The sequence below is a fragment of the Ruania albidiflava DSM 18029 genome (assembly GCF_000421225.1).
In the GTDB taxonomy this organism is placed as follows: Bacteria; Actinomycetota; Actinomycetes; order Actinomycetales; family Beutenbergiaceae; genus Ruania; species Ruania albidiflava.
Genome location: NZ_ATWL01000015.1, coordinates 1 through 24,165 on the forward strand (window position 1 = coordinate 1; position 24,165 = coordinate 24,165).

The following is a 24,165-nucleotide window of genomic DNA, read 5'->3' on the forward strand; positions in this document are numbered from 1 at the left end:
AATTTCCGCAGCACCGTGCCCTTCGGGATGCCTTCGCCGCCGCAGGAGCGGCACCAGGGATCATCCTCACGGACTCGGCACTGAAGCACTGCTCTCTCAGGTTCGAGGTGCTGGCCGGTGACGGTCAGGCCGAGCGCGTCGACCATGCAGAAGGTGTCGAGATCCGGGGCGGTGAACGTAGGCTGGGACATGTCGAGGTCTTTCGGATGGGCTGTGTGGTAACTCCCATCGTCGGAAGGCCTCGACCTCTATCCAGACACCGCCACGCCCAGACCACTGGGACCTGTCTCTACACCCTCATCTGCGAAGAGCCGGTAAACGAGCCGGCCCACCGGTGTGTGATGACCTGCTGGAGCGCGACCAATCGTAGTGACGCGTAATACTCTCCTGGGTCCGGAACTGCACAGCACATTCGTCCCAAGCAGGATCACAACTCCGTCCCAGAAAGCTGCTCAGCGCACAGAAGCGTCTCTTCTTCGCATCACGGTTTTCTGACCTGGTCATTCGATGAGGGCATCGAGAGCGTTGAGGACCTGGCTTGGCTGATCATTGACGATGAAGTGCGAACAGTCTGGAACCAGCGTGGACTTCACTATCGGGTTGAGTCGTTCCGCGGTTCGCAGAGCTCGGGCCGGGTTGTGAACGACAGTCTGCTCGGCAATGAGTTGCTGTGTCGGCATCGATAGCCGCCGGAGTTCAGGTGCGGAGAGACGCGTGGCTTCTGGTGCTCGGAGCCGGAAGGTCAGCATCCCTTTGGTAGCCAGGTCGACCAGATCGCGTTGGGCGGGGCGTTCCTTGCCCAGCCAGCGGAAGAGGCTACTGATGTTGCGCGTGGTCGGGGCCAGGAACGGAGGGATGCAACGCAGCAACCATGTCGCGGTGAATGGTGCGAAGACCTGAGCGGGGTCGAGCAGGGTGAGGGAACTGACTCTACCGGGGTGCTCTGTGGCGAAGCGTGCCGCGAGCCAGCCGCCGAAGGAGTGGCCGCAGAGATGAGCAGCCTCGATACCCAGGGCGTCCAATGTCTCCCGGAGCCAGATCGTGTAATGAGACCGCTTCCGCAACGGTGCGCCATCGTTACTGCTCAAGCCCGGCTCGCAGATGGTATCGATGGCGCAAATCCGATATCGGTTCGCCAGCTCTGTGATGATGGGCGCCCAGGTCGCACTCGGTGTGTATCGTCCGTGCAGCAGAACCAGAACGGGCGCATCTGGTGAGCCGGTGGCCAGGGCAACAGTGCGACCGTAGCGTCCGGTGACCTCCAATCGCTCGTACTCCGGCCAGCCCCGGAGCATCGCCTCGTACGCGACGAGATACTGCTCGCGTGCCTGCGCGTCAACGAACTCAGACATGCGCTGCTGCCTCCTCATAGGTGGGACTCTCCTCACTCCTCGCTGAGAAATCCCGCGAGCATCTCGTTGAAGGCCTCGGGCCGTCGGAATCCGATATCGGCATCTCGCGCTCTCCCTCGGAATCGAACCGGCACGTCCACGTTATCCCTGCTTCTGCACGGCCTGACCAGTCGAACATGGTGCCCCGTCCGGCGATGATCCGTCCAGGCCGAATTCCCAGCTCTGTCGATCCTGATCGGCACCTCGCAGCTGCTCGGACTGTCGTTTCTCGTCTACCTTGTGCTCAAGGCCCAGTACCGGCTGGTTCCGTATGCGTTCGCTGTGATCTGCTCGATGCCGTTCGTTCTGTAATACGTGGCGCTACCAGACACCGCTCTATAGCGTCGTGGCGCTGCTCGTCTCCCTCAGCGCGACCGCCACCATGCTCGCGACGCCTGACAAGCGGGAGCGCGCGGCGCCCACAGGAATCTGCGTTCTCCAGGACGGAGGCGCACATACGACCGGCCCCGCATGATCAGAGATTGCGGTTAAGAACGGAGGGACCATGACTGCACGCAGATCAGACAGCACGTCGTCGCCAGTCGGAAGCAGGGCGTATGTCGGCCCCGGCCTGCTCGCGGTGTGCGTACTGCATATCATCGTCGGGGTGGCCGATGCGGGACCGATGCTGGTCGATGCCGCTGCTGAAGGCTGGTCTGGCGCGTTCACCGGTGAGGACGCCCAGGTGTTGTGGTTCTTGATGACCGGAGCCGTCGGCGTTGTCGCTGGACTGGCGATCACGTTCATCGAGCTATCCGGTCGACTGCCATGGATGATCAGTATCGCGCTACTGCTCGTAGCAGGAATCGGGGTGAGCATGGCCCCGGCATCGGGCTTCGTGCTCGTCCTGGCCGTAGCCGTTCTCGCCTTGGCACGCTCCTGGCACACCACCCGCCACTCAACCACGGAGAGATCCAAGACGTTCCCAAGCCGATGATAATCGGCCCAGGACGCCTGTAGTAAGAGGCCATGAGCACGTTCACTCCTCGTCGCGGTTTGCGCACAGTGACCACGATCCTGTTCACCGGCGTACTCGCCTTCTCATCCCCGGTCGCCGCAACGGCTGTGCCCCGCGAGGATGAGCACGACCTACGGGAACGCATCGAAACACTGGTCGATGAGCATCTCGGCACGCCCCCGGTGTCATGGTTGCCGTGGTCGACGCCGAAGGCCAGTCGTTCGCCGTTCCCTCGGCCATCGCGCGCGCCAGGATCACGCAGCCCAGCAGCAGGATGCGCCGGTCTCGCCACACTGGCACGCACGAGACCGCACCGGCCGCAGCAGCCGGTCCCCCACCCCTGCGGCGGCCGAGCCAGCGGGCACAGGGCATTGCGCCGCCGAAGAGCTGCGGACATGAGGGAGGGCCGCTCGAGACAGAGATGGGCGGCCGGGCCCGCTTACGCATCTACCCGGTAGGCAGGGCCACGAGGGTGCAGCGGCGCACCCGGCCCCTCCCCGGTCGACCTGTGCCGGAGCTCAGGCCTCGTCCTCACGCACCGACTCCAGCAGCCGGGCACCGGGTGCGGGCCCGGTGACTACCTCCACGTGGTCGGCCACCCGGGCGGTACGGAGGGTCTCGGCGATCTCCACCGCGGTCGGGTGGTCCGGGGCGAGCGCGGCCACTGTAGGTCCGGAGCCGGCGACGAGGGAGGCCAGCGCTGGACTGTCCGCCAGCACCTGCTGCACCTGCTGCACCGCCGGGGCGAGGTTCCCAGCGGCATCATCCAGGTCGTTGCCCAGCACCTCGGCCAGCCGGTGCGGATCTCCGGAGATCAGCGCGGCCATCACCGCGTCGTCGATGTGCGGGACCGGCTCCGGGTCGGGGTGCAGCCGGTCCCATTCGGTGAACACCTCACCGGTGGACAAGCCCTGGGCGCGGATTCCCAGCACCCAGTGGTAGCAGCCGCGCGCCAGCGCCGGGGTGAGCCTGTCCCCGCGGCCGAGTGCCACAGCGGTACCGCCGGTGAGCGCGAACGGCACGTCGGCACCGAGCTCGGCGGCCAGGTGGCCCAGCTCCTCCCGGGCGAGCCCGGTCTGCCAGAGCAGGTCGCAGGCGAGCAGCGCAGCGGCAGCGTCGGCCGAGCCACCGGCCATACCACCACCGACCGGGACCCGTTTGGTGATCTGCAGGTGCACTCCGGTGCTGGTGCCGGAGGCTTCGGCGAGCAGGCGGGCGGCACGGCAGGCGAGGTTCGTCTCGTCGTCCGCGACCCGGTCGGCCCACGGTCCAGTGGTGCTGACGGTGATCTCCTCGGCGGGGGTGGCGACCACGTCCTCGTGCAACGAGACCGCCTGGTACACGGTCGCCAGCTGGTGGTCGCCGTCCGCGCCGGCGGGTCCGACGCGCAGCACCAGGGTGAGCATGCCCGGGGCGCGCACGTGCACGGCTGGCAGCATGACACTGGTGTTCATCGGGAGACCTCTCGGGCCCGGTTACGAGCCGCAGCCAGCGCAGCGAACTGGGTGATGTCCAGCCGCTCCCCCCGGGTGCTCGGGTCGATCCCGGCGGCACGGGCGACCTGCTCGGCCTGCTGCGGCGACCCGGCCCACGTGGCCAGCGCGGCGCGCAACGTCTTGCGCCGCTGGGCGAACGCAGCGTCGATGCAGGCGAACACCTCCGCGCGGGAGGCCGTAGTGGTCGGTGGGTCGCGGCGCACCATCCGCACCAGCGCGGAGTCCACGTTCGGCACCGGCCAGAAGATGCTCCGGGAGATGGTGCCCGCCCGGGTAGCCGAGGCGTACCAGGCGGCCTTCGCGGAAGGTACGCCGTAGGTGCGCGACCCGGGCGGGGCGGCGAGCCGGTCGGCCACCTCGGCCTGCACCATCACCAGCACCTCGGCCAGGCTCGGTTGACGCTCGAGGAAGGTCAGCAGCACCGGGACGGCCACGTTGTAGGGCAGGTTGGCCACCAGCCGGGTGGGTGTGGCCGGGAGCTCGTGGACGCTGAGTGCGTCCGCGGCGATCACGGTCAGCCTCGCGGCGTCCTCGGGTGCGCGCTCGGCCACCGTCTGGCCAAGTGCACCGGCGAGCACCGGATCGATCTCCACGGCGAGCACGTGCGCCCCTGCCTCGAGCAGCCCGAGCGTGAGGGAGCCCAGGCCTGGTCCCACCTCGACCACTGTGTCTCCCGCCTGCACGCCGGCGGTGCGGACAATCCGGCGTACTGTGCCCGGGTCGATGACGAAGTTCTGCCCGAGGGTCTTGGTGGGCCGGATCCCGAGACGCTCCGCGAGCGCGCGCACGCTGGAGGCGGTCAGCAGCCGGGGGGCTGCGGGCGCGGGGTCGGGAGGGCTCACGTCGATGAGCCTAGAGGATCATCGCGCCAAGGCTCGGGAGTACTGCTTGAGGACGCGACCGGGCCGCACACCCGAGCGCTCGCGATGGTGGGTGCTGTACTCAGAGCAGCCCGAGCTGGGCAGCGCAGGCGGGCCACTGGCCCCAGCCGCTCTGCGCCTGCAGTGCCTGTGCACGCTGGGTCTGCTCGGCCGCGGACGCCTCGCTGGGCAGACCAGAGCCGCCCATCGCCTGCCAGGTCGGCAGCGAGAACTGGTACAGGCCGTAGTATCCGTTGCCCGTGTTCGTGGTCGGATCTCCGCCGGACTCGCACTCGGCGAGCTCGGCCCAGACGCCACTGCCGGCACCAGAGCTCCCGCCGGATCCTCCTGTGTCGTCAGAGCCACCGGAGTTCTCTGAGTCGCCAGAGTCATCGGAACCACCCGAGTCACCCGAGCTGCTGGACCCACCCGAGCTGCTGGACCCACCCGAGCTGCTGGTGCTCTCCTCGGGGGCCGGCTCCGGCTCGGGGGCGGGACGCTCAGCGGTGCCGACCTCCACCACGCGGTCCACCGGATCGGTGGTGACCTCGTCGGAGAGCTCCTTGCTGTCCACCACCTCACCGTCGACGAGGTGGTCCCGGTAGGTGATGGTGCGCTCACCGTCACGGCCCTCCTGGACCACTCGGGACTGGTCGTCGTAGAGCTCGTCGGTCTCGCGCTGCACGCTGTCGTGCTCGACCACCCGGGTCTCGGTCCGGGTCTCGGTGGTGTGCCGAACCACGGTGACCACCGGTGCGCCGTCCTCGCCCATCGTGACGTTGACCTCGTCCTGGTTGCCCAGGGTGATCTCCGCCTTGACCAGCACCTGCTGGAGGGTGGCGCTGCCGTCGATGTCGATGGACCGCTCCTCGTCGTCGACCACGATCGTCACCGCACCATCGGTGATCAGCGGGAGGTCGAGCTCCGTGCGCCCGTCGCTGGACCGCGAGGCTTCCAGCGAGGCGTCTCGGCCGCTGCTGATCAGCTGGGTGAGTGCTTCCTCGGCCGTCAGTGCGGTCGTCCAGACCAGCTGCTGCTCACCGTCGGTGGTGATGGTGATCTGGTCGCCGGTGCGCACCACGACGTCGGCACCGTCGCTGAGCGCCTCGTCGGCACCAGGGACCACGGCGTCGTGGGGGCCGATCTCGATGCCGGCCTCGTCCAGGAGGCCGTCGACCGACCCGGCGAACGTGCTGAAGGTGTAGGTCTCGCCGTCCAGGTCGATGTCCACGGTCTTGTGCGCGGCAGCGACCGCTACCCCGGAACCGGCCAGTACCAGCACCGTGGCAGCAGCGGCCCCGAGCAGCACCCGACGCCGGCCCCGACGAGCAGACGGGCCGGTCTCCGCCGCCGCGACTCCGGCAGCGTCGGCCGTGTCCGTCTCCTCCGCCGGCTCAGCCTCGTCGGCGGGGACCGCACCCAGGTCGAGCTGGGCGGTCTCCTCAGCGGGCTCGGACCGCTCGCCCGCAGCGGCAGCCGTAGCGTCCGGGGCAGCGCCGGTCGTGCTCGGCTGGTCGGTCACGTCCGGTGCCTCGTGCGCCGGTTCGGCGGCCTCGTCGGTCGTGGGCACATCAGGGCGGCGGAAACGGTCGAAGAATGACACAGGCGGAGGGTTTCTGTGTGGGGAACTGGGATGCTCGCTCCGGTCGGCCACGTCCATGCAGCCACACCGGCGGACGTTCGACTGTAACCAGATCGTTATCTTCCAGGTCAACCGGATCGGCAGAAGATGTGACGACCGGCACAGCCGGGCGACCCGTCAGACCAAGGCAACGTACGCCGTCGGCAATGAACTCCTATAGCGGCGGCGGTGTCCCGCACGGTGTGCCGGCCCACCCAGGACCGGCACACCGCACCGGCGGGATCAGTACCAGCCGACGGACTGGGAGTGGCCCCAGGCGCCGCACGGGGTGCCGTACCGGCCGGAGATGTAGTTCAGGCCCCAGGTGATCTGGGTAGCCGGGTTGGTCCGCCAGTCAGAGCCGGCGGAGGCCATCTTCGACCCGGGCAGCGACTGCGGGATGCCGTAGGCACCGGAGGAGGGGTTCTGCGCGTGCGGATTCCAGTTGCTCTCCCGCTCCCAGAGCGCGTTCAGGCAGGTCCACTGGTCCGAGCCCCAGCCGCGGGCGGCGAGCAGCTCCTGCGCGATCGAGCGCGGGTCGGTGCCCGAGTAGTCGCCGGACGGGGTGCTCTCCGAGCTGTCGTCGGAAGAGCTGGACGAGCTCGAGGAGCTCGAGGAGCCGGAGGAGTCAGACGAGCTCGAGGAGCTGGACGAGCTGGAGCTGTTCGAGCTGCTCTGGGACGGTGGCGGCGCGGTACCGACCAGCACCACCTCGTCGACCGGCTCGGACACCAGGATCTCGGCCTGCACCTCGCGGGAGACCTCCTCACCATCGCGGTACTCCGCGGTGTAGGCGATCACCCGGGAGCCGTCCTGCCCTTCGGTCTCCACCCGCTCGGTGCCGCGGGTGAGGGACGAGGTCTCCCGGCGAACCGTGTCGTGCTCGAGGGTCTCGGTCTCGGTGCCGTACTGCGTACCGACGCGCTCGATCGAGATGTCCGCGCCTTCGGTGGGCCGGCTGTTCATCTCCACCGACACGTTGTCCTCCAGGCCCACGACGATGCCGTTCTCGATGAGAGCGTCGGCCACCGTCTCGGCGTTGGACTCGATGTCGTAGGTCTTGCCGTCCACTGTGGCCTGGAACTGCACGGTCGGACCGGCTTCGTCCAGCAGCCCGGCCGGGTCGCGGCCGTCCTGCCCGCTGCGGGAGGCTTGGTCCCACAGCTCGGTGCGGCCGGCCAGGTAGGCTCGCGCGTCCTCGGCGGAGGCGGCGAACGGGTCGGTAGCGTCGGTGGCGCCGGAGTCGGAGTCGGTACCCGGCTGGTTCGCGGCGAACGCCAGCGAGCCGGCCAGGACCACTGCGAGCCCCCCGGCGCCGATCGCACGTCGCAGCGGGCGGGGCAGGGCAGTGGTCACGGGCGCGTCGGCGCGGTGGCGCGACGTGGCTTTGTCAACGGGCACGGGGAGGGGTCCTGTTCTTGCTACGTCAAACCCGGGAGGGACGGGCCAGAAGCGACCGTAACCGATTTGTGACCTGAATTTCCAGTACCGGGCCGGAGCTGTGGACGGCGAGTCCCCCGCGGCAGTGGCCTCGATGTCGAAATTCGACCCGGGTTCGATACCCAGAGCGCCTCGCGGGCTTGCGGACCAGCCGGTCGGGTGCTCGGGGTCACCAGGGGCCGTAGAGCCGTTCGGCGTTGCCGTCGACGGCGGAGCAGACCGTGCTCAGGTCCTCTCCCCTGGTCTCGGCCAGCGCCCGCACAGTCGCAGCAGCCACGTACGGAGCGTTCGGCTGGCCGCGCCAGGGGTGCGGGGTCAGGTAGGGCGCATCGGTCTCGACCAGCAGCTGGCTCAGCGGCACCTCGAGGGCTGCCCGGCGCAGCTCCGCCGCGTTCCGGAACGTGACCGTACCGGCGAAGGAGAGGTAGTAGCCGCGGCGGACGCACTCCCGGGCCATCTCGACATCCCCGGAGAAGCAGTGCAGCACCGTCACCTCTGGGGCGCCGTCGGCGGCGAGCACCTCGAGCACCTCCTGGTGCGCCTCCCGGTCGTGGATCTGCAGCGGCAGATCGAGCTCCTTGGCCAGGGCGATGTGCGCGCGGAACGATTCCCGCTGCACGGCCCGGCCGGCCGGCCCGGCACGGAAGTGGTCCAGTCCGGTCTCCCCCACGGTCCGCACCCGCGGGTGCCGGACCAGCTCCGCAACCTGTGCGATCGCCTCGTCCAGGTGGACCTGGTGCCGAGGTGCCGGGTGGGGTTCCAGCCCGTCCGGGGCTACCTCGCGCACGCCCGCGTGCAGCACGGCCTCGTTCGGGTGGAGAGCCACGCCGGCGAGCACCTGCGGGTGCTCGGTGGCCATGGTCACGCTCACCGGCGCAGAGTCGAGGTCGCAACCGATCTGCACGATCGCCCGTACCCCTACACCTGCGGCCTTCGCCAGGTGACCGGCGGTACCAGGGTCGGCCACGCCGTCGGGCAGGACCGGTGCGATTGACTCCAGGTGGGTGTGGTTGTCCACCACCGGAGCGGGCAGTGCCTCGATGCCCTCGGGGAAGTCGCGGCTCCGGCGGGCCATCAGGCCTTCGCCCGCAGTCGGTCCAGCTCCTCCTCCACCACGGACTCGTCCAGCTTGGTGAACACCGGGGTCGGCTTTCCGACCGGGGTGCCGACCGTCAGCGGTCGGGACTCCCAGGCCGGGACGTCGGAGTAGTCGCCGGTGATCACCGGGTAGTGCCGGGACTCGTCGTCCAGGTCGGTGACCTCCTCGATCCGGGGCTGCGGGGCGAACTCGCCGCTGCCGCCGAGCGCCTCGTGCACCTGCTGGGCGGAGTGCGGCAGGAACGGGGCGAGCAGTGTGTTGCAGTCGCTGACCGCCTGGGTCACCGTGTGCAGCACGGTGGCGAGCCGGTCGGGGTCGGACTTCAGCTTCCACGGCTGGGTCTCGGACAGGTAGCGGTTGACGTCCGCGACGGTGTGCATCGCCGCTGCGATGGCCCCGCGCTGGCGGTTGGTCTGGATCTGCGCGCCCACCTCCGCGAACGCACCTGAGGTGGTGGCCAGCACCTGGCGGTCCACCTCCAGCAGCTCTCCAGGGGCGGGGATCTGGCCGAAGTTCTTGTGCACCATGGTGGCGGTGCGGTTGACCAGGTTGCCCCAGCCGGCGACCAGCTCGTCGTTGGTGCGCCGCACGAAGGACTCCCAGGTGAAGTCCACGTCGTGGTTCTCCGGACCGGCGGCGGCCACGTAGTAGCGGAATGCGTCCGTCTGGTACCGGGCGAGCATGTCCCGCACGTAGATCACCAGTCCGCGGGAGGAGGAGAACTTGCGGCCCTCCACGTTCAGGAACTCGCTGGAGACCACCTCGGTGGGCAGCTGCAGCTCCCCGTAGGGGCCTGCACTGCCGCCCTTGGCGCCGCGGCCGTCGTAGGCGAGCAGCTCAGCAGGCCAGATCTGGGAATGGAAGGTGATGTTGTCCTTGCCCATGAAGTAGTACGAGCGGGCGTCGGCGCTGTTCCACCAGGCCCGCCAGGCCTCCACATCACCGGTGCGGCGGGCCCACTCGATGCTGGCGGACAGGTAGCCGATCACCGCGTCGAACCACACGTACAGCCGCTTGTTCGGGTTCTCCTGCCAGCCGGGCAGCGGGATCGGGATGCCCCAGTCGATGTCCCGGGTCATCGCGCGCGGGCGCACGTCGGCGAGCAGGTTGCGGCTGAAGTTCAGCACGTTCGGGCGCCAGCCGTCCCGGGTCTCCAGCCACGCGGCCAGCGCATCCACCAGGGCGGGCAGGTCGAGGAAGAAGTGGTTGGACTCCACGAACTTCGGGGTCTCGCCGTTGATCCGGCTGTGCGGGTTCTTCAGGTCGATCGGGTCGAGCTGGTTGCCGCAGCTGTCGCACTGGTCGCCGCGGGCACCGTCGTAGCCGCAGATCGGGCAGGTGCCCTCGATGAACCGGTCCGGCAGGGTGCGGCCGGTGGACGGGGAGATCGCGCCCATCGTGGTCTGCTCGACCATGTATCCGTTGGCGTGCACGGTACGGAACATCTCCTGCACCACGGCGTAGTGGTTACCGGTGGTGGTGCGGGTGAACAGGTCGTAGGACAGGCCCAGGGACGTCAGGTCCTCCACGATCACCCGGTTGTACCGGTCCGCCAGCTCCTGCGGGGGAACCCCCTCCTGCTCGGCCTGCACCAGGATCGGGGTGCCGTGCTCGTCGGTGCCGGAGACCATCAGCACCTCGTGACCGGCCATCCGCATGTGCCGGCTGAACACGTCGGAGGGCACGCCGAAGCCGGCGACATGGCCGATGTGCCGCGGACCGTTGGTATAGGGCCAGGCCACGGCGGACAGGATGTGGGTCATACCGACGATCGTAATGGCAGCAGAGGCGGGCTCTGGTCGTCGTCCTGTTCCTCGATCGCACGCTACGCGCACGCTGTGCCCGTGGCGGTTCTAGCGGGCCAGGTCGATATCCGTCTGCGTGAAGTCTTCGCCCTTGAACAGCAGCGGCACCGCGCGCATCTTGGCCAAGGCATAGGAGAAGCAGTCGCCGAAGTTCAGGCCAGCAGGGTGTCTGCCCTTGCCGAACCTGCGCCACGCTGCGTGAGCTACCCACGCCAGCTCGGTATCGGCCGGGACGACTTCCACACGGGCGCGATCCAGCAGCCGGCGCAGGTCCTCGACCGCGTCGGGCCCCTGCCTCGTCTCGACCACCAGCGCGGCCTCGGTCACGCTCACCGCGCTCACCACACACGGTTCCCGGGCGATGATGGCCGCGAATCGCTCCAGCTCTGCCTCGCCAAGGATGATCGCCACGAGAGCAGAGGTGTCGACGGCGATCACGCAGGGATCCCCCGGCCGTCGTAGCCAACGATCTCCTCGGCGCTGCGCTCGTCCAGCGTGGGCCGGCGCCGGCCCCGTTCACCGATGGCGACCAGGTCCGCATAGACGAGGTCGACCTTCGGCGCCGTGCGGGCGAGCCGTTCCTGCAACGCGGCCTTGAGCGCCGCTGTGATCGACGTGCCCATCCGGTCGGCCAGCTCCCGAGCCAGCCGGTCAGTCTCCGGATCTTTGATGTTCAACGCCATAGAGGAAGAATATCATCCACCGTTCTTCCTCAGCCTCTTCCTCAGCGTTGGTACCGCAGCATCACCATGTCGTCGGCGTGCAGCAGACCGGTCAGCCGCATCGTGGAGTGCACCGGTGGGGCGTCCCGGGTGATCCGGATCGCGTCCCCACCTTCGAGCACGGGGCTGATCGTCAGGCACAGCTCGTCCAGCACCCCAGCACCGACCAGCGAGCCGAGCAGGTGCGGGCCGCCCTCGGTGAGCATCTGCGGCAGGCCCCGCTCGATCAGCGCGAGGCGCATCGCCGCCGGGTCCACCTCCTGCTCACCGCACACCACGACCTCGGCGACCTCGGCGAGCCGGGTGCGCTGCGCCGTCGGCGATCCCGCGTGGGTGAGCACCACCGGGACCACGGGGGCCTCGGTGAACACCGGTGAGGTGGGGTCCAGGTCGAGCTGGCCGGAGACGATCGCGAACACCGGGTGGTCGCTGAGTCCCTGGGCGCGGCGCCAGGCGACGTCAGCCTCGTCCAGCCGCATACCGCCGTACCCCTCGGCGCGCACGGTCCCGGCGCCGACGATGACCACGTCGGCGAGCCGGCGCAGCAGGTCGAACACCTGCTTGTCCGCCGGACCGTTCAGGCCGCCGGACAGCCCCTGGTGGGTGGCGGCGCCGTCGAGCGAAGAGATCATGTTCGCCCGCAGGTGCGGCCGGGAGCGGTCGAGCACCTGGTAGGTGGCGAGCAGCACGGCCTCCTCGGACGCGGGCTGGCCGGTCACAGGTTGTGCCTCATGAACGCCGGCTCGCGCAGCCCGAGCACGGCTTCGGTCATCCGGACCGCGTCCACTGTGGCAGCCACCTCGTGGGCGCGCACGATCCGGGCTCCGCGTTCGACGCACAGGGCGGTGGCGGCGAGCGTGCCGGACAACCGGTCGGAGCGGTCCCGATCCAGGGTCTCCCCGACGAAGTCCTTGTTCGACAGTGCCACCAGGGTGGGCGGGCCGATGCTGGTGATCTCCGCCAGCCGACGCACCAGCTCCAGCGAGTGGGCGGTGTTCTTGTTCAGGTCGTGGCCGGGGTCGATGATGATCGCCTCCTCGGGCACTCCAGCATCTAGCGCGCGCTGCATCTGGGCGGTCAGGAAGTCGGCGACCTCGGCGACCACGTCGGTGTACTGCGGGCGGTGCAGGTGCCGGTGCGGGGCAGCGACCGAGTGCGCGATCACCACCGCGGCCCCGGTCTCGGCGACCACCTCGGCCATCCCGTCGGTCCGCAGCCCGGTGGTGTCGTTGACCACGTCAGCCCCGGCGAGCACGCAGGCCCGGGCCACCTCGGGGCGCTGGGTGTCCACGGAGATCACCACGTCGCTGGCGGCACGGACCGCCTCGATCACCCCGAGCACCCGGTCCAGCTCCTCGGCGGGGCTCACTTCCTCGGCGTCCGGGGAGAACGCCATCCCGCCGATGTCCACCCAGTCGGCGCCCTCGGCCACGGCCCGCAGTGCGGCCTGCACCGCTGCCTGCAGCTCGAAGGTGCGGCCGTCGTCGTAGAAGGAGTCCGGGGTGCGGTTCACGATCGCCATCACCGCGACCCGGTGGGCGAAGTCGAACTCGCGTGACCCGATCCGCCGTGGCGCCAGCTGGGCCACGGCTGCCGGGGCGGGCATCAGTCCCGGCCCTTCGACTTCACCCCGGCGGCCAGGCGGCGCAGCAGCGGGCGGGGCAGCAGCCGGGAGACGGTGGCGATGGTGGTGTACAGCGTCCCGGGCACGCTGAGCACCTTCCCGCGGGCCAGGTCGCGCAGCGAGGTGGCCACCAGGTGGTCGACGTCCACGTACATCCAGCCCGGGGTGCGGTCCATGTCGATGCCTGCGGTGCGGTGGAAGGAGGTGCGTACGAAGCCCGGACACAGCACCTGCACCCGGATCCCGGTGCCGGCCAGGTCGGTGGCCAGCCCTTCGGTGAAGTTCACCACCCAGGCTTTCGAGGCGGAGTAGGTGGTGCCGCGGCCGGGCAGCAGGGCGGCGACCGAGGCCACGTTGACGATCGCACCGGACCCGCGAGCGAGCATGCCCGGCAGGGCGGCGTGGGTGAGGCGCAGCACGGCCTCGACGTTCACCCGCAACTGGTGGGCCAGGTCGTCGATCTCGGCATCGGCGAGCTCCTGGCCCACGGACAGGCCGGCGTTGTTCACCAGCGTGTGCACGTCCCCGACGGCCAGCCGGTCAGTGACCGTGGCGATCCCGGCCCCGCTGCCCAGGTCCGCAGGCAGCACCTGCACCTGCGCTGCCCCCATCGCGCGGCACTCGGCGGCCACCTGCTCCAACCGATCGGCGCTGCGGGCCACGAGCACCAGGTCCAAGCCCTTCTGGGCCAGGTGGCGCGCGAAGGTCAGTCCGATGCCGGAGGAGGCTCCGGTGACGAGTGCGGTCGGCATGGCTTCAGGCTAGTTGGCTACAGTGCCGAGCGGGTGGTCAACGGCGGAGCGGCGTACTGCCCGGGGACCTCGTCGTGCCACCCCTGGTCACCCGGGACCGAGCGTGGGATGGTGGCGGTATGGCTACTCGTGCACTGCTGGTGGTCGATGTCCAACCCACGTTCTGCGAAGGTGGCGCCCTCGGCGTCGACGGAGGGAACGCCGTCGCCGGACGGATCGCCACCTACGCGGCCCGCCACCGGGACGACTATGCGCTGGTGGTGACCACGCAGGACTGGCACATCGATCCCGGCGACCACTTCTCCGACACCCCGGACTTCGTGGACTCCTGGCCACCGCACGGCATCGCTGGAACGGCGGAGGCCGAGCTGCACCCGGCGCTGGCGGAGCTGGCACCGGATGCGTCGGTGAAGAAGGGAGCCTATGCGGCGGCCTACTCGGGATTCGAGGGCAAGGACGACGGCGGCGCCACCTTGGCCCAGATCCTCACCTCTGCGCAGGTCACCGAGGTGGACGTGGTGGGCATCGCCGAGTCGCACTGCGTGAAGCAGACCGCGCTGGACGCGCTGGGTGAGGGCCTGCGCGTGCGGGTGCTGCAGGACCTGACCGTGCCGGTCAGCGAGGACCAGGGCGTCACCGCGCGGGAGGAGATGGCCGCGGCCGGGGTGCAGCTGGTCGACTCCGCGCAGTCCTGAGACGCTCGGTCGACCCGTAGACTGCGCAGGCGTGACCAGCCCGACCTTCCCCACCCGCCGAGCAGGCTCCTCCGGGTTCGGCCCGCCAGCTCCCGAGCCGGACGGGTACTCCGCCGCGCGCGCGATCGAGGCCAACCCGGGTCCGGCGCTGCACCACGGGGCCGCCGACGCCCTTGCCGATCCTGGTCCGACTCGGCGGCTGACCTCGGCGTGGCTGACCTACCCGGTGGGCTACGGGCTGCTCGGTGCGGTGCTCGGGATGCTGGTGATGCTGACCACCGACAGCGCCTCCCCGGTGGTCACCATGTTCGCCGGCACCGGGTTCGCGGTGCTCGCCCTAGGTGTCTACGGCGCGATCCTCGCCGGGCTGCAACGACTGCTCCGCCGAGCGGGCCGGGTCGCTCCGGAGGGCATCGGCAAGCTGATCACGTTCCTCGGCACGATCGTGTTCGCCGGCCTGGCCTTCGTCACCTGCCTGCTGCTGAGGATCGACCCGTGGCTGCTCACCGTGGCGGCGGTCTTCGCCGGGGTGCTCGCGGTGCGGTTCGGGCAGTGGTTGGTCGGTCTTCTCACCGCGCGCCATGCGCTCACGGTCGGCTCTCTGACGGTGTGCGCAGTGCTGGTGGTGGTCTCGTTCGCGATGCTGCCAGCGACGGTGGCCGCGGCCTGACCGGCGGCCCGGTGGGCGGCCCAGCCGGCAGCCCGGTGGGCGGCACCGTCCGTGGCGGGCGGCAAGCGGCACTGGGTCTCGGGCTCAGCGGGCGCGTAGCGCGGCCTCGTACAGCTCCCGGCGACTCACCCTGTGAACGGCGGCCAGCTCTGCGGTGACGTCCTTGAGCCGCTCCCCGGCCTCGGTACGGCGGAGCACCTCGGCGAGCAGGTCCTGCGGGTCGGCCGGGTCCGGGGCAGCGCCGGCGACCACGATGCTCAGCTCGCCGCGAACCTGGTCGCTGGCCCACTCGGCCAGCGCGGCGAGCGGTCCGCGGCGAACCTCCTCGTAGGTCTTCGTCAGCTCCCGGCACACCGCTGCTGCCCGGTCCGGCCCGAACGCACCGGCCATCGCCTGCAGCGTGGCGGCGATCCGGTGCGGGGACTCGAAGAAGATCATCGTGCGCTGCTCGGTGGCCAGCGTGGCCAGCGCCCGGTCCCGCTCACCGGGCTTGCGCGGCGGGAACCCCTCGAAGCAGAACCGGTCGCTGGGCAGCCCGGAGAGCGCCAGGGCGGTCAGCGCGGCGCTCGGGCCGGGAGCGGCGGTGACGCGCACCCCTGCCTCGGCGGCGGCGCGCACCAGCCGAAAACCGGGGTCGGAGACCGCAGGCATGCCGGCATCGGTGACCACCAGCACGGTGCCACCCTCGCTGGCCGCCTGCAGCACCGTCTCGGTGCGGGCGTGCTCGTTGTGCTCGTGGTAGCTCAGCACCCGCGCGCTGAGCTGCACGCCGAGGCGGCTGGCCAGGGCGCGCAGCCGGCGGGTGTCCTCGGCGGCGATCAGGTCCGCCTCACCGAGCAGGCGCACCAGCCGCGCCGAGGCGTCCTCGACATCGCCGATCGGGGTGGCGGCCAGCACGATCACACCGCCGGTGGCGGCCCCGGTCACGTCGCCTTCTCCCGCTCGTGCCGGTAGCAGCTGCCGCACAAGGACTCGTAGCTGATCACGTCCTCACCGTCGATGGCCACCACGTCGCCGGCGAACACGAAGGTGCCGCCCACGCGGCGGCAGTTGAACTCCGCCTGGGAGCCACACCGGCACATCGTGGGCAGCTTGTCGAAGTTGTCGGCCAGCTCGAACAACCGGCGGGAACCGGGGAACACCTGGGTACGGAAGTCGGTGCGCAGTCCGTAGCAGATCACGCTGATCTGGTCGTCCTTGGCGAGCTCGAAGAGCTGGTCGATCTGCTCCTCGGTGAGGAACTGCGCCTCGTCCACCAGCACGCAGGCGATGGGCGCCACCTCACCCTCAGCCGGGTCCCACAGCCCTGTGAACGCTCCGGTGCCCTCCTGCGCCTGCAGCGTCAGGGCACGCAGGTCGTCGCTGGGGTGGGCAAGGACGTCCACCGGCCGGGACGCTCCGCCCCGAGCGACGACCGCGTCGCTGGACTTGGTGTCCGTGGCAGGTTTGATCACCAGGATCCGCAGGCCCCGCTCCTGGTAGTTGTAGGCCGTCTTGATCAGCGTGTCGGACTTGCCGCTGTTCATGGCGCCGTACTTGAAATGAAGCTTCGCCACGCCATCCTCCAGGTCGTCCAGGGCCCAGTGCAGTGTAGCCGCGTAGCCGGCCCGCACCCGGGCCGGCCCGACCTACACTGGCGGGCGTGAGAGCAGAGGGCGCGCAGGAGGGGGCGCGCGAAGGCGACCCCACGGCGTCGGCTCCCACTCTGGCCGGCTCGATCACCAGGACCACGGCCGAGGTTCCTGGCTCGTCCGGCACGGCAACCGCCCGGCATGCTGCTCCGGTGCCGAACCGGTGGCACCAGCTGCAGGCGCTGGTGCGCCGGCCGCCGCTGCCCGGCACGCACACCGCTGCCGAGATCCGCACCTCGCTCGAGGACCGGCTGCTGCCCCCGGTGCCCGGCTCCCGGCTGTGGGGCTGGATCGGTGCGCTGCTGGTGACGGCGGTCGCCGGCGTGCTCCGGCTGGTGCACCTGGAGCGCCCGGACCGGTTGGTCTTCGACGAGACCTACTACGTCAAGCAGGCCTACTCCCTGCTCACCCTGGGCTACGAAGGAACCTGGAACGAGGAACCGGACGAACGTTTCGCCGCCGGGGACTTCTCCGACCTGAACACCGACGCCGACTACGTGGTGCACCCCAGCGTGGGCAAGTGGATGATCGCGATCGGGATGCGGCTGCTCGGCCCGGAGAACCCGTGGGGCTGGCGGATCAGCGCCGCCGTGGTCGGCACGCTCTCGGTGCTGCTGCTCGCTCGGATCGCGCGGCGGCTGTTCTCCTCGAGCCTGTTCGGGTGCACTGCTGCGCTGCTGCTGGCCGTCGACGGGGAGCACATCGTCCTCTCCCGCATCTCCATCCTGGACATCTTCCTGCAGTTCTGGGTGCTCGCCGCGTTCGGAGCGCTGCTGCTGGACCGGCAGTGGCACCGGCGGCACCTGGCCGCCCGTGCTGCCACAGAGCTGGCCGCACGGGGCAGCTACGGCGACCCGTGGGGGCCGAAGGCCGGGCTACGCCCGTGGTTGCTGGTGGCCGGGGTGTGCCTGGGGCTGGCCAGCGGGGTGAAGTGGTCCGGGGTCTACGCCCTCGCGGTGTTCGGGATCGTGGCGGTGGTCTGGTCGGTGACAGCCCGCCGGGAGCTGTCGGTGCGGTTGTGGTCCGGGGCCGGGCTGGTGCGCGACGGGGTGCGCTCGTTCCTGGTGCTGGTGCCCACTGCGGCGGTGGTCTACGTGCTCACCTGGCTGCCGTGGTGGCTGAACCCGGGCTCCTACTACCGGCACTGGGCCAGCGACGTGAACGCCGTCGCCGAGCACCCGCAACGCCCCTGGCTGCCGGACTGGCTGAACTCCTGGTGGGAGTACCACCTGAAGATGTGGCACTTCCACAACAACCTGACCTCTGAGCACACCTATATGTCCCACCCGGCCGGCTGGCTGGTCCAGTGGCGGCCCACGTCCTTCGCGTGGCGGGACGTGGAGGACGGCACGTCCATGGACCTGTGCGGCGCGAGCCGGTGCGTCGGGGCGATCACCTCGCTGGGCAACCCGGTGCTGTGGTGGGGCGGGGCGCTGGCGCTGCTGCTCGTTGTCTGGCTGGCGGTGCGGCACCGAGACTGGCGCGCCTGGGCCATCCTGGGTGGGTACGCGGCGACGTACCTGCCCTGGTTCGCCTACACCGAGCGCACCATCTTCACCTTCTACACCGTGGCGCTGGCACCGTTCGTGGCGCTCGCACTGACGGTCGCTCTGGCCACCCTGGTCGGCAGTCCCAGCTGGCCGTTACGAGAACGCCGACCAGGGATCTGGACGGCGGCGGGCATCGTGGTGCTCGCCGTGCTGGTGGGCGCGTTCTACTGGCCGATCTGGTCCAACCAGTGGGTGCCGTACTGGTTCTGGCGCCTGCACATGCTGCTGCCCAGCTGGATCTGAGCGGCACTGCGCCACCCCCGTCCCCATCACGCCCCAGAGACAAAGCTGCTCGTCGATCTGGCCACCGGCTGTGGCCAGATCGACGAGCACGTTCAGGTTTGGGGGACCGCTCGGGGCCGGGCGGGCCGCCCTCAGCCCCGCAGGATCACGTGTCGGCGAACTCCGGCAGACCGAAGTGTGCAGTGGACGGGTCGCCGCCGTAGCGGGTGCCGTTGTCCAAGGCGGCGATCTGCTCCAGGTCCGCATCGGAGAGGGTCACCGAGGTGGCGTTGAAGTTCTCCGCGATCCGGGAGGGCGTCACCGACTTGGGGATCACCACGTTGCCGATCTGCAGGTGCCACGCGAGCACCACCTGCGCGGCCGTGGCCCCGTGCCGCTCAGCGATCTGGGTCAGCACCGGGTCGTCGAGCAGCCCCTTCCCGGAGCCGAGCGGCGACCAGGCCTCGGTGAGCGTGCCGTGCGAAGCGTTCAGCTCCCGCATCTCGGCCTGCTGCAGGTAGGGGTGCACCTCGATCTGGTTGAGCACCGGCACCACACCGGTCTCGTCGATGATGCGCTCCAGCTCGGTGCGGTGGAAGTTGGAGACACCGATCGAGCGCACCCGGCCGGACTCGGCGAGGGTGGCGAACGCCTTCCAGGTGTCCAGGTACCGGTCCGCACGCGGGCAGGCCCAGTGGATCAGGTACAGGTCGAGGGTCTCCAGGCCGAGCTTCTCCATGGAGACGTCGAACGCCTTCAGGGTGGAGTCGTAGCCCTGGTCGACGTTCCACAGCTTGGTCGTGATGAACAGGTCCTCACGCGGCACACCGGACGCGGCGATCGCGCGGCCGACGCCGCTCTCGTTACCGTACACGGCTGCCGTGTCCACGAGCCGGTAGCCGACCCGGAGGGCCTCCTCGGTGGCGACCTGCGCCTGGTCGTCCGGGACCTGCCAGACGCCGAAACCGAGCTGGGGAATCTCATTGCCGTCGCGCATCGCGACGCTGGGAATGGTCGTATCAGTCACGACTGTCACCGTAACAACAAGTGCACCACCGTGCAGGCACCGCCCGCCGGTGCGGTCACGCACCACAGGCACCGGAGCGGTCCTTCGCGGCGCTGCGGAGGCTGGTCGCCGGTGGGCGGCGTAGAGTCGGCCCACCCGGCCGAGGAGGACCGATGTCCCTGACCCTGCACACCACGATCGAGGCCCGCGGCCCCGCCGCCGCGATCGTGCTCACCGACGACCAGGTCGCCACCCTCGGTGTCGGCAAGGCCGGTCCGGTGACCGTGACCATCGCGGGCACCACCGCCCGCCTCCGGCTGGCCCGGATGGGTGGGGAGAACATGATCGGGATGAGCAAGGCGGTCCGCGCCCAGCTCAGCGTCCAAGCCGGCGACCAGGTGGAGGCGCAGATCGCGCCGGACCTGGCCGAACGCACTGTGGACATACCGCCCGAGCTGACCGCTGCGCTCGAGGAGGCAGGTCTGACCGAGGCGTTCGGCGCGTGGTCCTACAGCCGGCGCAAGGAGGCGGCCCGCGGCGTCGCCGAGGCGAAGGCGGCCGAGACCAAGGCCCGGCGGGTGGTCAAGGTGCTCGAGGCGCTCCAGTCCTGAGCCGCCGGCAGCAATGTCACGAGGATCCGGGCACGGGTGCCCGGATCCTCGTGACGCTGGTGATGACAAGCGCCCTCGCCGGGAGAGACGGCGCCGGCTGCGCTCAGAGGACCTGCTCGCTGCGGTGGTAGGCCAGGCCCTGGGCGTCCCACAGCGGTGCGTGCTCCCGCAGCCGCGGGACGAACGCCTCCCAGTCGCGCTGTTCTTGCGCTGTCCAGCTCACCTCGGCGACCGCGGCCAGCCGGGGCAGGAGCATGGTGAACAGGTCGTCCTCGGTGACGATCGTCTCGGTCCACACCGCGGCCTCTATCCCCCGCACCGCCTCGGCCGGCACCCCGTCCAGGTAGGCCTGCGGATCCCAGTCGTAGGAGTCCCGCACCTCCACGTACCCGGCCCAGTGCAGCCCGAGCGGGAAACCCTCGTAGTACTGCATGTCCAGGTAGACCCGGTTACCGGGGCTGAGCACCACCTGTGCACCGGCCCGCGCCGCCTCGACCACCGGCGCAGGGTCCACGCCCGAGTCCCACAGCTGCACCACCGCCCCCGCCGGCAGCGGGGCAGCCGCGGCCTCCCCCCACATCATCGGAGTCTTGCCGGTGCGCTGCACCGCGTCGGCCAGGTGCTGGACGAACGCCACGTACTCCTCCCGCGGCATCGTGTGCACCTCGTCCCCACCGGCGTGCAGGTACGGGCCGTTGACGAGGGGAGCCAGGTGGCCCAGCACGTCGTCGATGAACGGTGCGGTGGCCGGGTTGTCCAGGGCCAGCTTGGAGAACCCCACCTCGATACCCCGGTAGGCCTCGGCAGGCTCTCCGGTCTCGGTGAGGGCACCGATCGCGTGCTGGGCGGCGTTCACGTGGCCGGGCATGTCGATCTCCGGCACCACGAGGATGCCCCGGGCGTCGGCGTAGGCGACCAGGTCGCGGAACTCCTCGGTGCTCAGGTAGCCACCGGGCCCCTCCCCCACCTGGGTGGCGCCGGAGATCTCGGTCAGCTCGGGGCGGCCCGGCACCTCGATGCGCCAGCCCTGGTCGTCGGACAGGTGCAGGTGCAGCACGTTCAGCTTGTAGGCGGCCATCAGGTCGATGACCTTCGTCAGCGTCGACGGGCCGAAGAAGTGCCGGGAGATGTCCACCATCAGCCCGCGGTGCGCGAACCGGGGGCTGTCCTCGATCTCCACACCGGGCACCTGTCCGGGAGCTGCCTGCGGCAGGTCCAGGTCACGCAGCTGGACGAGCGTAGCCAACCCGCGCAGCAGACCGAGCCGGCCCCCGGCGAGCTCTACGCGACCATCACCCGCCCGCAGCACGTACGCTTCGCCGTCGCTGTCCTGCTCCGCCAGCACGACGACGGAAGGCGAGGTGCTCTGGTCCGCCACCGGGGCGTCGTCATCGCGGGTGGGCAGGTCCAGCATGGCGGCGGCCACCGCCACCAGCTCCTGCGGTGCGAGCAGCTGCGTGCTGGCGTCCAGCGTGGTCGGGGCGCCGCCGCGGGTGCTGATCGTGGCGGGCAGGGGCACGAGCGGGAACGTCACGGGGGCGTCTCCTTCCGGCAGGCCGGGCTGGTCCTCGTCACGCTACCGCCTGTGCCCCTGCCTGCCGGTCAGTCGCGCACGGTCACCGTGAGCGGCTCGCTGCTGGTGCTGCCAGCATCGTTGGCGAGCTCGATCACGTAGACGTGCTCGCCGGGCGCCCGGCCGGTCAGCGCCACCTCGACGTGCTGGGCACGCGGGGTCGAGGCCTGCAGGCGACCGTCGGCCACCTGCTCACCGTCCTCGTAGAGCACCCAGCGGTCGGCGTCGGTGCCCCACCACATGTCCGCCGTGATCCGGTAGTCACCGTCGTGGTCGTCGTTGTCGTGGCTCAGGTGCGCGACGCCGGGTTCGGCATCGGTGACCCGCACCAGCAGCGGCTCGGTGGTGCTGGAGCCCTGCGAGTTCCGCAGCACCGCCGTGTAGGTGTACTCGCCGTTGGCCCGGCCCTGCACCGGGAACGTGACCGACTGTGCCGTCGGCCCGGCGGCGACCAGGTCCTCCACCGCGACCAGGGCACCGTTCTCGTAGAGCTCGACCCGGCTGGCGTTGGCGCCCCACCACAGGTTCATCCGCACCTCGTAGCTGCCGTCGTGCAGACCGGTGGCCCACCCGCTGGTCGAGGAGAGGACGCCCCGCGCTGGAGGTGCCGTCTCCTCGTCCGCCGGCAACGGCTCCGCGGCCTGCTGGCAGGTGGTGTAGGCATCGGCGCCCGGGGAGAAGCGGACCCAGTCGAAGCTGGCCGAGATCTCGGCCGCCACGGTGGTGCCGCGGAAGGCGTAGGGGCCCACGTGGGTGAATCCGGCCTCGGCCGCGTCGATGTCGCGGCCGTACCGGGTGAACGTCTGGCCGTCGTAGGAGACGCTGGCCCGGATGGTGTCACCGTCGCTGGTGTAGCGCAGCCAGATCGTGGTGGTGCCCTCGATCTCCGGCGCGGCGGAGTCCTGCCGGTTCTGCCCGCCGCGGTGGTACACCAGCTCCACGGTCGGGCCGGGGGTGGCCCGGCCGAGGTCGAGCTTGGCGTAGTGGGTGTCGTCGGCATAGAGCAGCAGACCGGCCTGCTGGAACTTCTGCGTCGCGTCGATGGTGACCCGCGTGGTGACCTGCCAGGGCCCGTTCGGCAGCTCCTGCTGCAGCAGCGGCGCGGCCGCCACACCACCGGTGTAGGTGGGCACCACGAGCTGACCACCAGCCACCTGATGGCGTGCGGCCTCCGCACGGACCACGCGGTCCCAGACGTCCGTCGGCGCACCGCCCTCGAACTCGTCGCTGCCGTCGGCAGCACACTGCGCGAACACCGGATTCTCCGGGTCCTCGGGGAAGTCGCCGAACGGGGGCGGCATGATCACGTCCGCGCCTTCCTTGGCCCAGGCGATGGTGGCGCCCAGGCGGTCGCCGGACTCGTAGAACATGTACATCTCACCGTGGTCGGTGACGATCTCCGGTGCCGCGATGCGGCCCACGTCGTCGCCGAGGCCGCTGGCGCTGTGCAGCAGGATGGGCTCCTCGCCGACCTCGCGCAGGCTGGCGTCGATGGTGCGGGCGTAGACGTTGCCGCTGGAGGCGTGGTAGATCACGTAGAGCTGGTCGTTCCACTCCCAGAGGTCGCCGCCGGAGACGTTCTTGCCCTCCTCGTCACCGGGTGCCACCACGTAGTCCGGGTCCACCTGCCAGGTGCGCCCGTCCACCGACTCGGCCAGCCGGATCCGGCGGATGTCGTCGCGCTCGTTGCCCATGTAGAACATGGCGTAGGCGTACCCAGAGTCCGGGTCCGGGTGCTCGAAGACCCGTGCATAGCTGGTCTCGGTCACCTCCGGGCCGCCCATGGCATTGTCGACCGCGATCCCGCCGTAGTCGAAGGTGATGCCGTCATCGGTCTCCGCCCAGCGGGTCTGGGCATTGCTGCCGTGGAAGTAGAGGAACATCCGGTCGGCCTCGGTGTTCCAGATCGCATCGGGGCTGGAGACGTGCGGCACCGCGTAGTACGGGTCCCACTCGTTGGTGATCAGCGGGTTCTCGGCGTACTCGGTCCACGGACCCTCGAGGCTGTCGGCGTACATCAGGGAGATGCCGCCCGGGTTGTCGTGCGGCGCGTAGTAGAGGTACCACTCGCCCAGCGGGTCCTCGAAGTAGGCACCGGCGTGGAAGATGCTCGGGAAGATGAATTCATCCGTCGGGTTGTAGATCATCTCGTCCTTGATGGTGATCACCCCCTGGTACCCGAACACGGGCCAGTCCGCCGGCGGCGGCGCGGTGTCTGCCTGGGTGGGAGCCGCGAGGGCCACCATCCCGGCCAGCACCGTCAGCGTGGCGGGCAGCCGCCTGCGCAGGCGCGATGCGATCGTCATCGATCCGTCTCCTTCTCCTCCGGGAGGGACCGGACGTTCCGCGCCAGCGCCGGTGGCGGCGAGGCCGGGACGTTCCGGTTCCCACCGTTGCTCATACGGATTAGCATGGGAACGCCCGTGATGCTAATGCGCA

At 70.1% G+C, this 24,165-nt stretch carries 22 protein-coding genes and 1 pseudogene; 5 read left to right on the top strand and 18 right to left on the bottom strand.

The window, feature by feature from the left end:
* Together K338_RS26260 and K338_RS24700 are read right to left on the bottom strand one after the other, a co-directional pair.
* Positions 1 to 191: pseudogene (locus K338_RS26260) on the bottom strand (ISL3 family transposase); the annotation flags it as partial.
* Between the two features lie 309 nt (positions 192 to 500).
* The gene (locus K338_RS24700; RefSeq protein WP_169579573.1) at positions 501 to 1,352 is read right to left on the bottom strand and encodes an alpha/beta fold hydrolase; all 852 of its coding nucleotides are present in this window, start codon (positions 1,350 to 1,352) and stop codon (positions 501 to 503) included.
* Between the two features lie 544 nt (positions 1,353 to 1,896).
* Here K338_RS24700 and K338_RS0115210 point away from each other — a divergent pair.
* Positions 1,897 to 2,328, top strand: a complete 432-nt coding sequence (locus tag K338_RS0115210) for a DUF6463 family protein (protein ID WP_157612513.1) — start codon at positions 1,897 to 1,899, stop codon at positions 2,326 to 2,328.
* A gap of 539 nt (positions 2,329 to 2,867) precedes the next feature.
* Here K338_RS0115210 and K338_RS0115215 read toward each other — a convergent pair.
* The 11 genes from K338_RS0115215 to K338_RS0115265 form a co-directional block, all read right to left on the bottom strand.
* Positions 2,868 to 3,803, bottom strand: a complete 936-nt coding sequence (locus K338_RS0115215; RefSeq protein WP_022919026.1) for a 4-(cytidine 5'-diphospho)-2-C-methyl-D-erythritol kinase — start codon at positions 3,801 to 3,803, stop codon at positions 2,868 to 2,870.
* Positions 3,800 to 4,687, bottom strand: a complete 888-nt coding sequence (gene rsmA, locus K338_RS0115220) for a 16S rRNA (adenine(1518)-N(6)/adenine(1519)-N(6))-dimethyltransferase RsmA (RefSeq protein WP_022919027.1) — start codon at positions 4,685 to 4,687, stop codon at positions 3,800 to 3,802. The genes K338_RS0115215 and rsmA overlap by 4 nt, the downstream gene beginning before the upstream one ends.
* A gap of 100 nt (positions 4,688 to 4,787) precedes the next feature.
* Entirely contained in the window at positions 4,788 to 6,308 is a 1,521-nt protein-coding gene (locus K338_RS0115225; RefSeq protein WP_022919028.1) for a resuscitation-promoting factor, read from the bottom strand.
* 261 nt (positions 6,309 to 6,569) lie between these two features.
* Entirely contained in the window at positions 6,570 to 7,682 is a 1,113-nt protein-coding gene (locus tag K338_RS24705) for an aggregation-promoting factor C-terminal-like domain-containing protein (protein ID WP_022919029.1), read from the bottom strand.
* 253 nt (positions 7,683 to 7,935) lie between these two features.
* On the bottom strand, positions 7,936 to 8,841 hold the full coding sequence (locus tag K338_RS0115235; RefSeq protein ID WP_022919030.1) for a TatD family hydrolase: 906 nt from the start codon (positions 8,839 to 8,841) through the stop codon (positions 7,936 to 7,938).
* Entirely contained in the window at positions 8,841 to 10,628 is a 1,788-nt protein-coding gene (metG, locus tag K338_RS0115240) for a methionine--tRNA ligase (protein WP_022919031.1), read from the bottom strand. The genes K338_RS0115235 and metG overlap by 1 nt, the downstream gene beginning before the upstream one ends.
* Before the next feature lie 90 nt (positions 10,629 to 10,718).
* Positions 10,719 to 11,108 carry a type II toxin-antitoxin system VapC family toxin gene (locus tag K338_RS0115245; protein ID WP_022919032.1) on the bottom strand — a complete coding sequence of 130 codons (390 nt, stop codon included), beginning with the start codon at positions 11,106 to 11,108 and terminating at the stop codon, positions 10,719 to 10,721.
* Entirely contained in the window at positions 11,105 to 11,353 is a 249-nt protein-coding gene (locus K338_RS0115250; protein ID WP_022919033.1) for a type II toxin-antitoxin system VapB family antitoxin, read from the bottom strand. The genes K338_RS0115245 and K338_RS0115250 overlap by 4 nt, the downstream gene beginning before the upstream one ends.
* Positions 11,354 to 11,394: 41 nt before the next feature.
* Complete coding sequence (locus tag K338_RS0115255) at positions 11,395 to 12,111, bottom strand: pyrimidine reductase family protein (RefSeq protein ID WP_027286899.1); 717 nt, start codon at positions 12,109 to 12,111, stop codon at positions 11,395 to 11,397.
* On the bottom strand, positions 12,108 to 12,998 hold the full coding sequence (folP, locus tag K338_RS0115260; protein ID WP_022919035.1) for a dihydropteroate synthase: 891 nt from the start codon (positions 12,996 to 12,998) through the stop codon (positions 12,108 to 12,110). The genes K338_RS0115255 and folP overlap by 4 nt, the downstream gene beginning before the upstream one ends.
* Complete coding sequence (locus K338_RS0115265; protein WP_022919036.1) at positions 12,998 to 13,768, bottom strand: SDR family NAD(P)-dependent oxidoreductase; 771 nt, start codon at positions 13,766 to 13,768, stop codon at positions 12,998 to 13,000. The genes folP and K338_RS0115265 overlap by 1 nt, the downstream gene beginning before the upstream one ends.
* Positions 13,769 to 13,887: 119 nt before the next feature.
* Between K338_RS0115265 and K338_RS0115270 the strand changes: the two genes are divergently transcribed.
* The gene (locus K338_RS0115270; protein WP_022919037.1) at positions 13,888 to 14,463 is read left to right on the top strand and encodes an isochorismatase family protein; all 576 of its coding nucleotides are present in this window, start codon (positions 13,888 to 13,890) and stop codon (positions 14,461 to 14,463) included.
* Positions 14,464 to 14,494: 31 nt separating this feature from the next.
* On the top strand, positions 14,495 to 15,133 hold the full coding sequence (locus K338_RS0115275; RefSeq protein WP_022919038.1) for a hypothetical protein: 639 nt from the start codon (positions 14,495 to 14,497) through the stop codon (positions 15,131 to 15,133).
* An 84-nt stretch (positions 15,134 to 15,217) separates the two neighbouring features.
* Here K338_RS0115275 and rsmI read toward each other — a convergent pair whose 3' ends face one another.
* Both rsmI and K338_RS0115285 read right to left on the bottom strand, forming a co-directional pair.
* Positions 15,218 to 16,060 carry a 16S rRNA (cytidine(1402)-2'-O)-methyltransferase gene (gene rsmI, locus K338_RS0115280; RefSeq protein ID WP_022919039.1) on the bottom strand — a complete coding sequence of 281 codons (843 nt, stop codon included), beginning with the start codon at positions 16,058 to 16,060 and terminating at the stop codon, positions 15,218 to 15,220.
* Positions 16,057 to 16,689 carry a thymidine kinase gene (locus K338_RS0115285; RefSeq protein WP_027286901.1) on the bottom strand — a complete coding sequence of 211 codons (633 nt, stop codon included), beginning with the start codon at positions 16,687 to 16,689 and terminating at the stop codon, positions 16,057 to 16,059. Before K338_RS0115285 ends, rsmI begins: the two co-directional genes overlap by 4 nt.
* 86 nt (positions 16,690 to 16,775) lie before the next feature.
* Between K338_RS0115285 and K338_RS23140 the strand changes: the two genes are divergently transcribed.
* On the top strand, positions 16,776 to 18,557 hold the full coding sequence (locus K338_RS23140) for a dolichyl-phosphate-mannose--protein mannosyltransferase (RefSeq protein WP_157612514.1): 1,782 nt from the start codon (positions 16,776 to 16,778) through the stop codon (positions 18,555 to 18,557).
* 145 nt (positions 18,558 to 18,702) lie between these two features.
* Here K338_RS23140 and K338_RS0115295 read toward each other — a convergent pair whose 3' ends face one another.
* The gene (locus K338_RS0115295; protein WP_040654125.1) at positions 18,703 to 19,533 is read right to left on the bottom strand and encodes an aldo/keto reductase; all 831 of its coding nucleotides are present in this window, start codon (positions 19,531 to 19,533) and stop codon (positions 18,703 to 18,705) included.
* Positions 19,534 to 19,715: 182 nt separating this feature from the next.
* Between K338_RS0115295 and K338_RS0115300 the strand changes: the two genes are divergently transcribed.
* Positions 19,716 to 20,153, top strand: a complete 438-nt coding sequence (locus tag K338_RS0115300; RefSeq protein WP_022919043.1) for a DUF1905 domain-containing protein — start codon at positions 19,716 to 19,718, stop codon at positions 20,151 to 20,153.
* A gap of 103 nt (positions 20,154 to 20,256) precedes the next feature.
* Here K338_RS0115300 and K338_RS0115305 read toward each other — a convergent pair whose 3' ends face one another.
* Both K338_RS0115305 and K338_RS24710 read right to left on the bottom strand, forming a co-directional pair.
* A complete protein-coding gene (locus K338_RS0115305; RefSeq protein WP_022919044.1) occupies positions 20,257 to 21,687 on the bottom strand; it encodes a family 20 glycosylhydrolase in 1,431 nt (476 codons plus the stop codon).
* A 68-nt stretch (positions 21,688 to 21,755) separates the two neighbouring features.
* Complete coding sequence (locus tag K338_RS24710; RefSeq protein ID WP_022919045.1) at positions 21,756 to 24,032, bottom strand: beta-xylosidase family glycoside hydrolase; 2,277 nt, start codon at positions 24,030 to 24,032, stop codon at positions 21,756 to 21,758.
* Between the last annotated feature and the right edge of the window lie 133 nt (positions 24,033 to 24,165).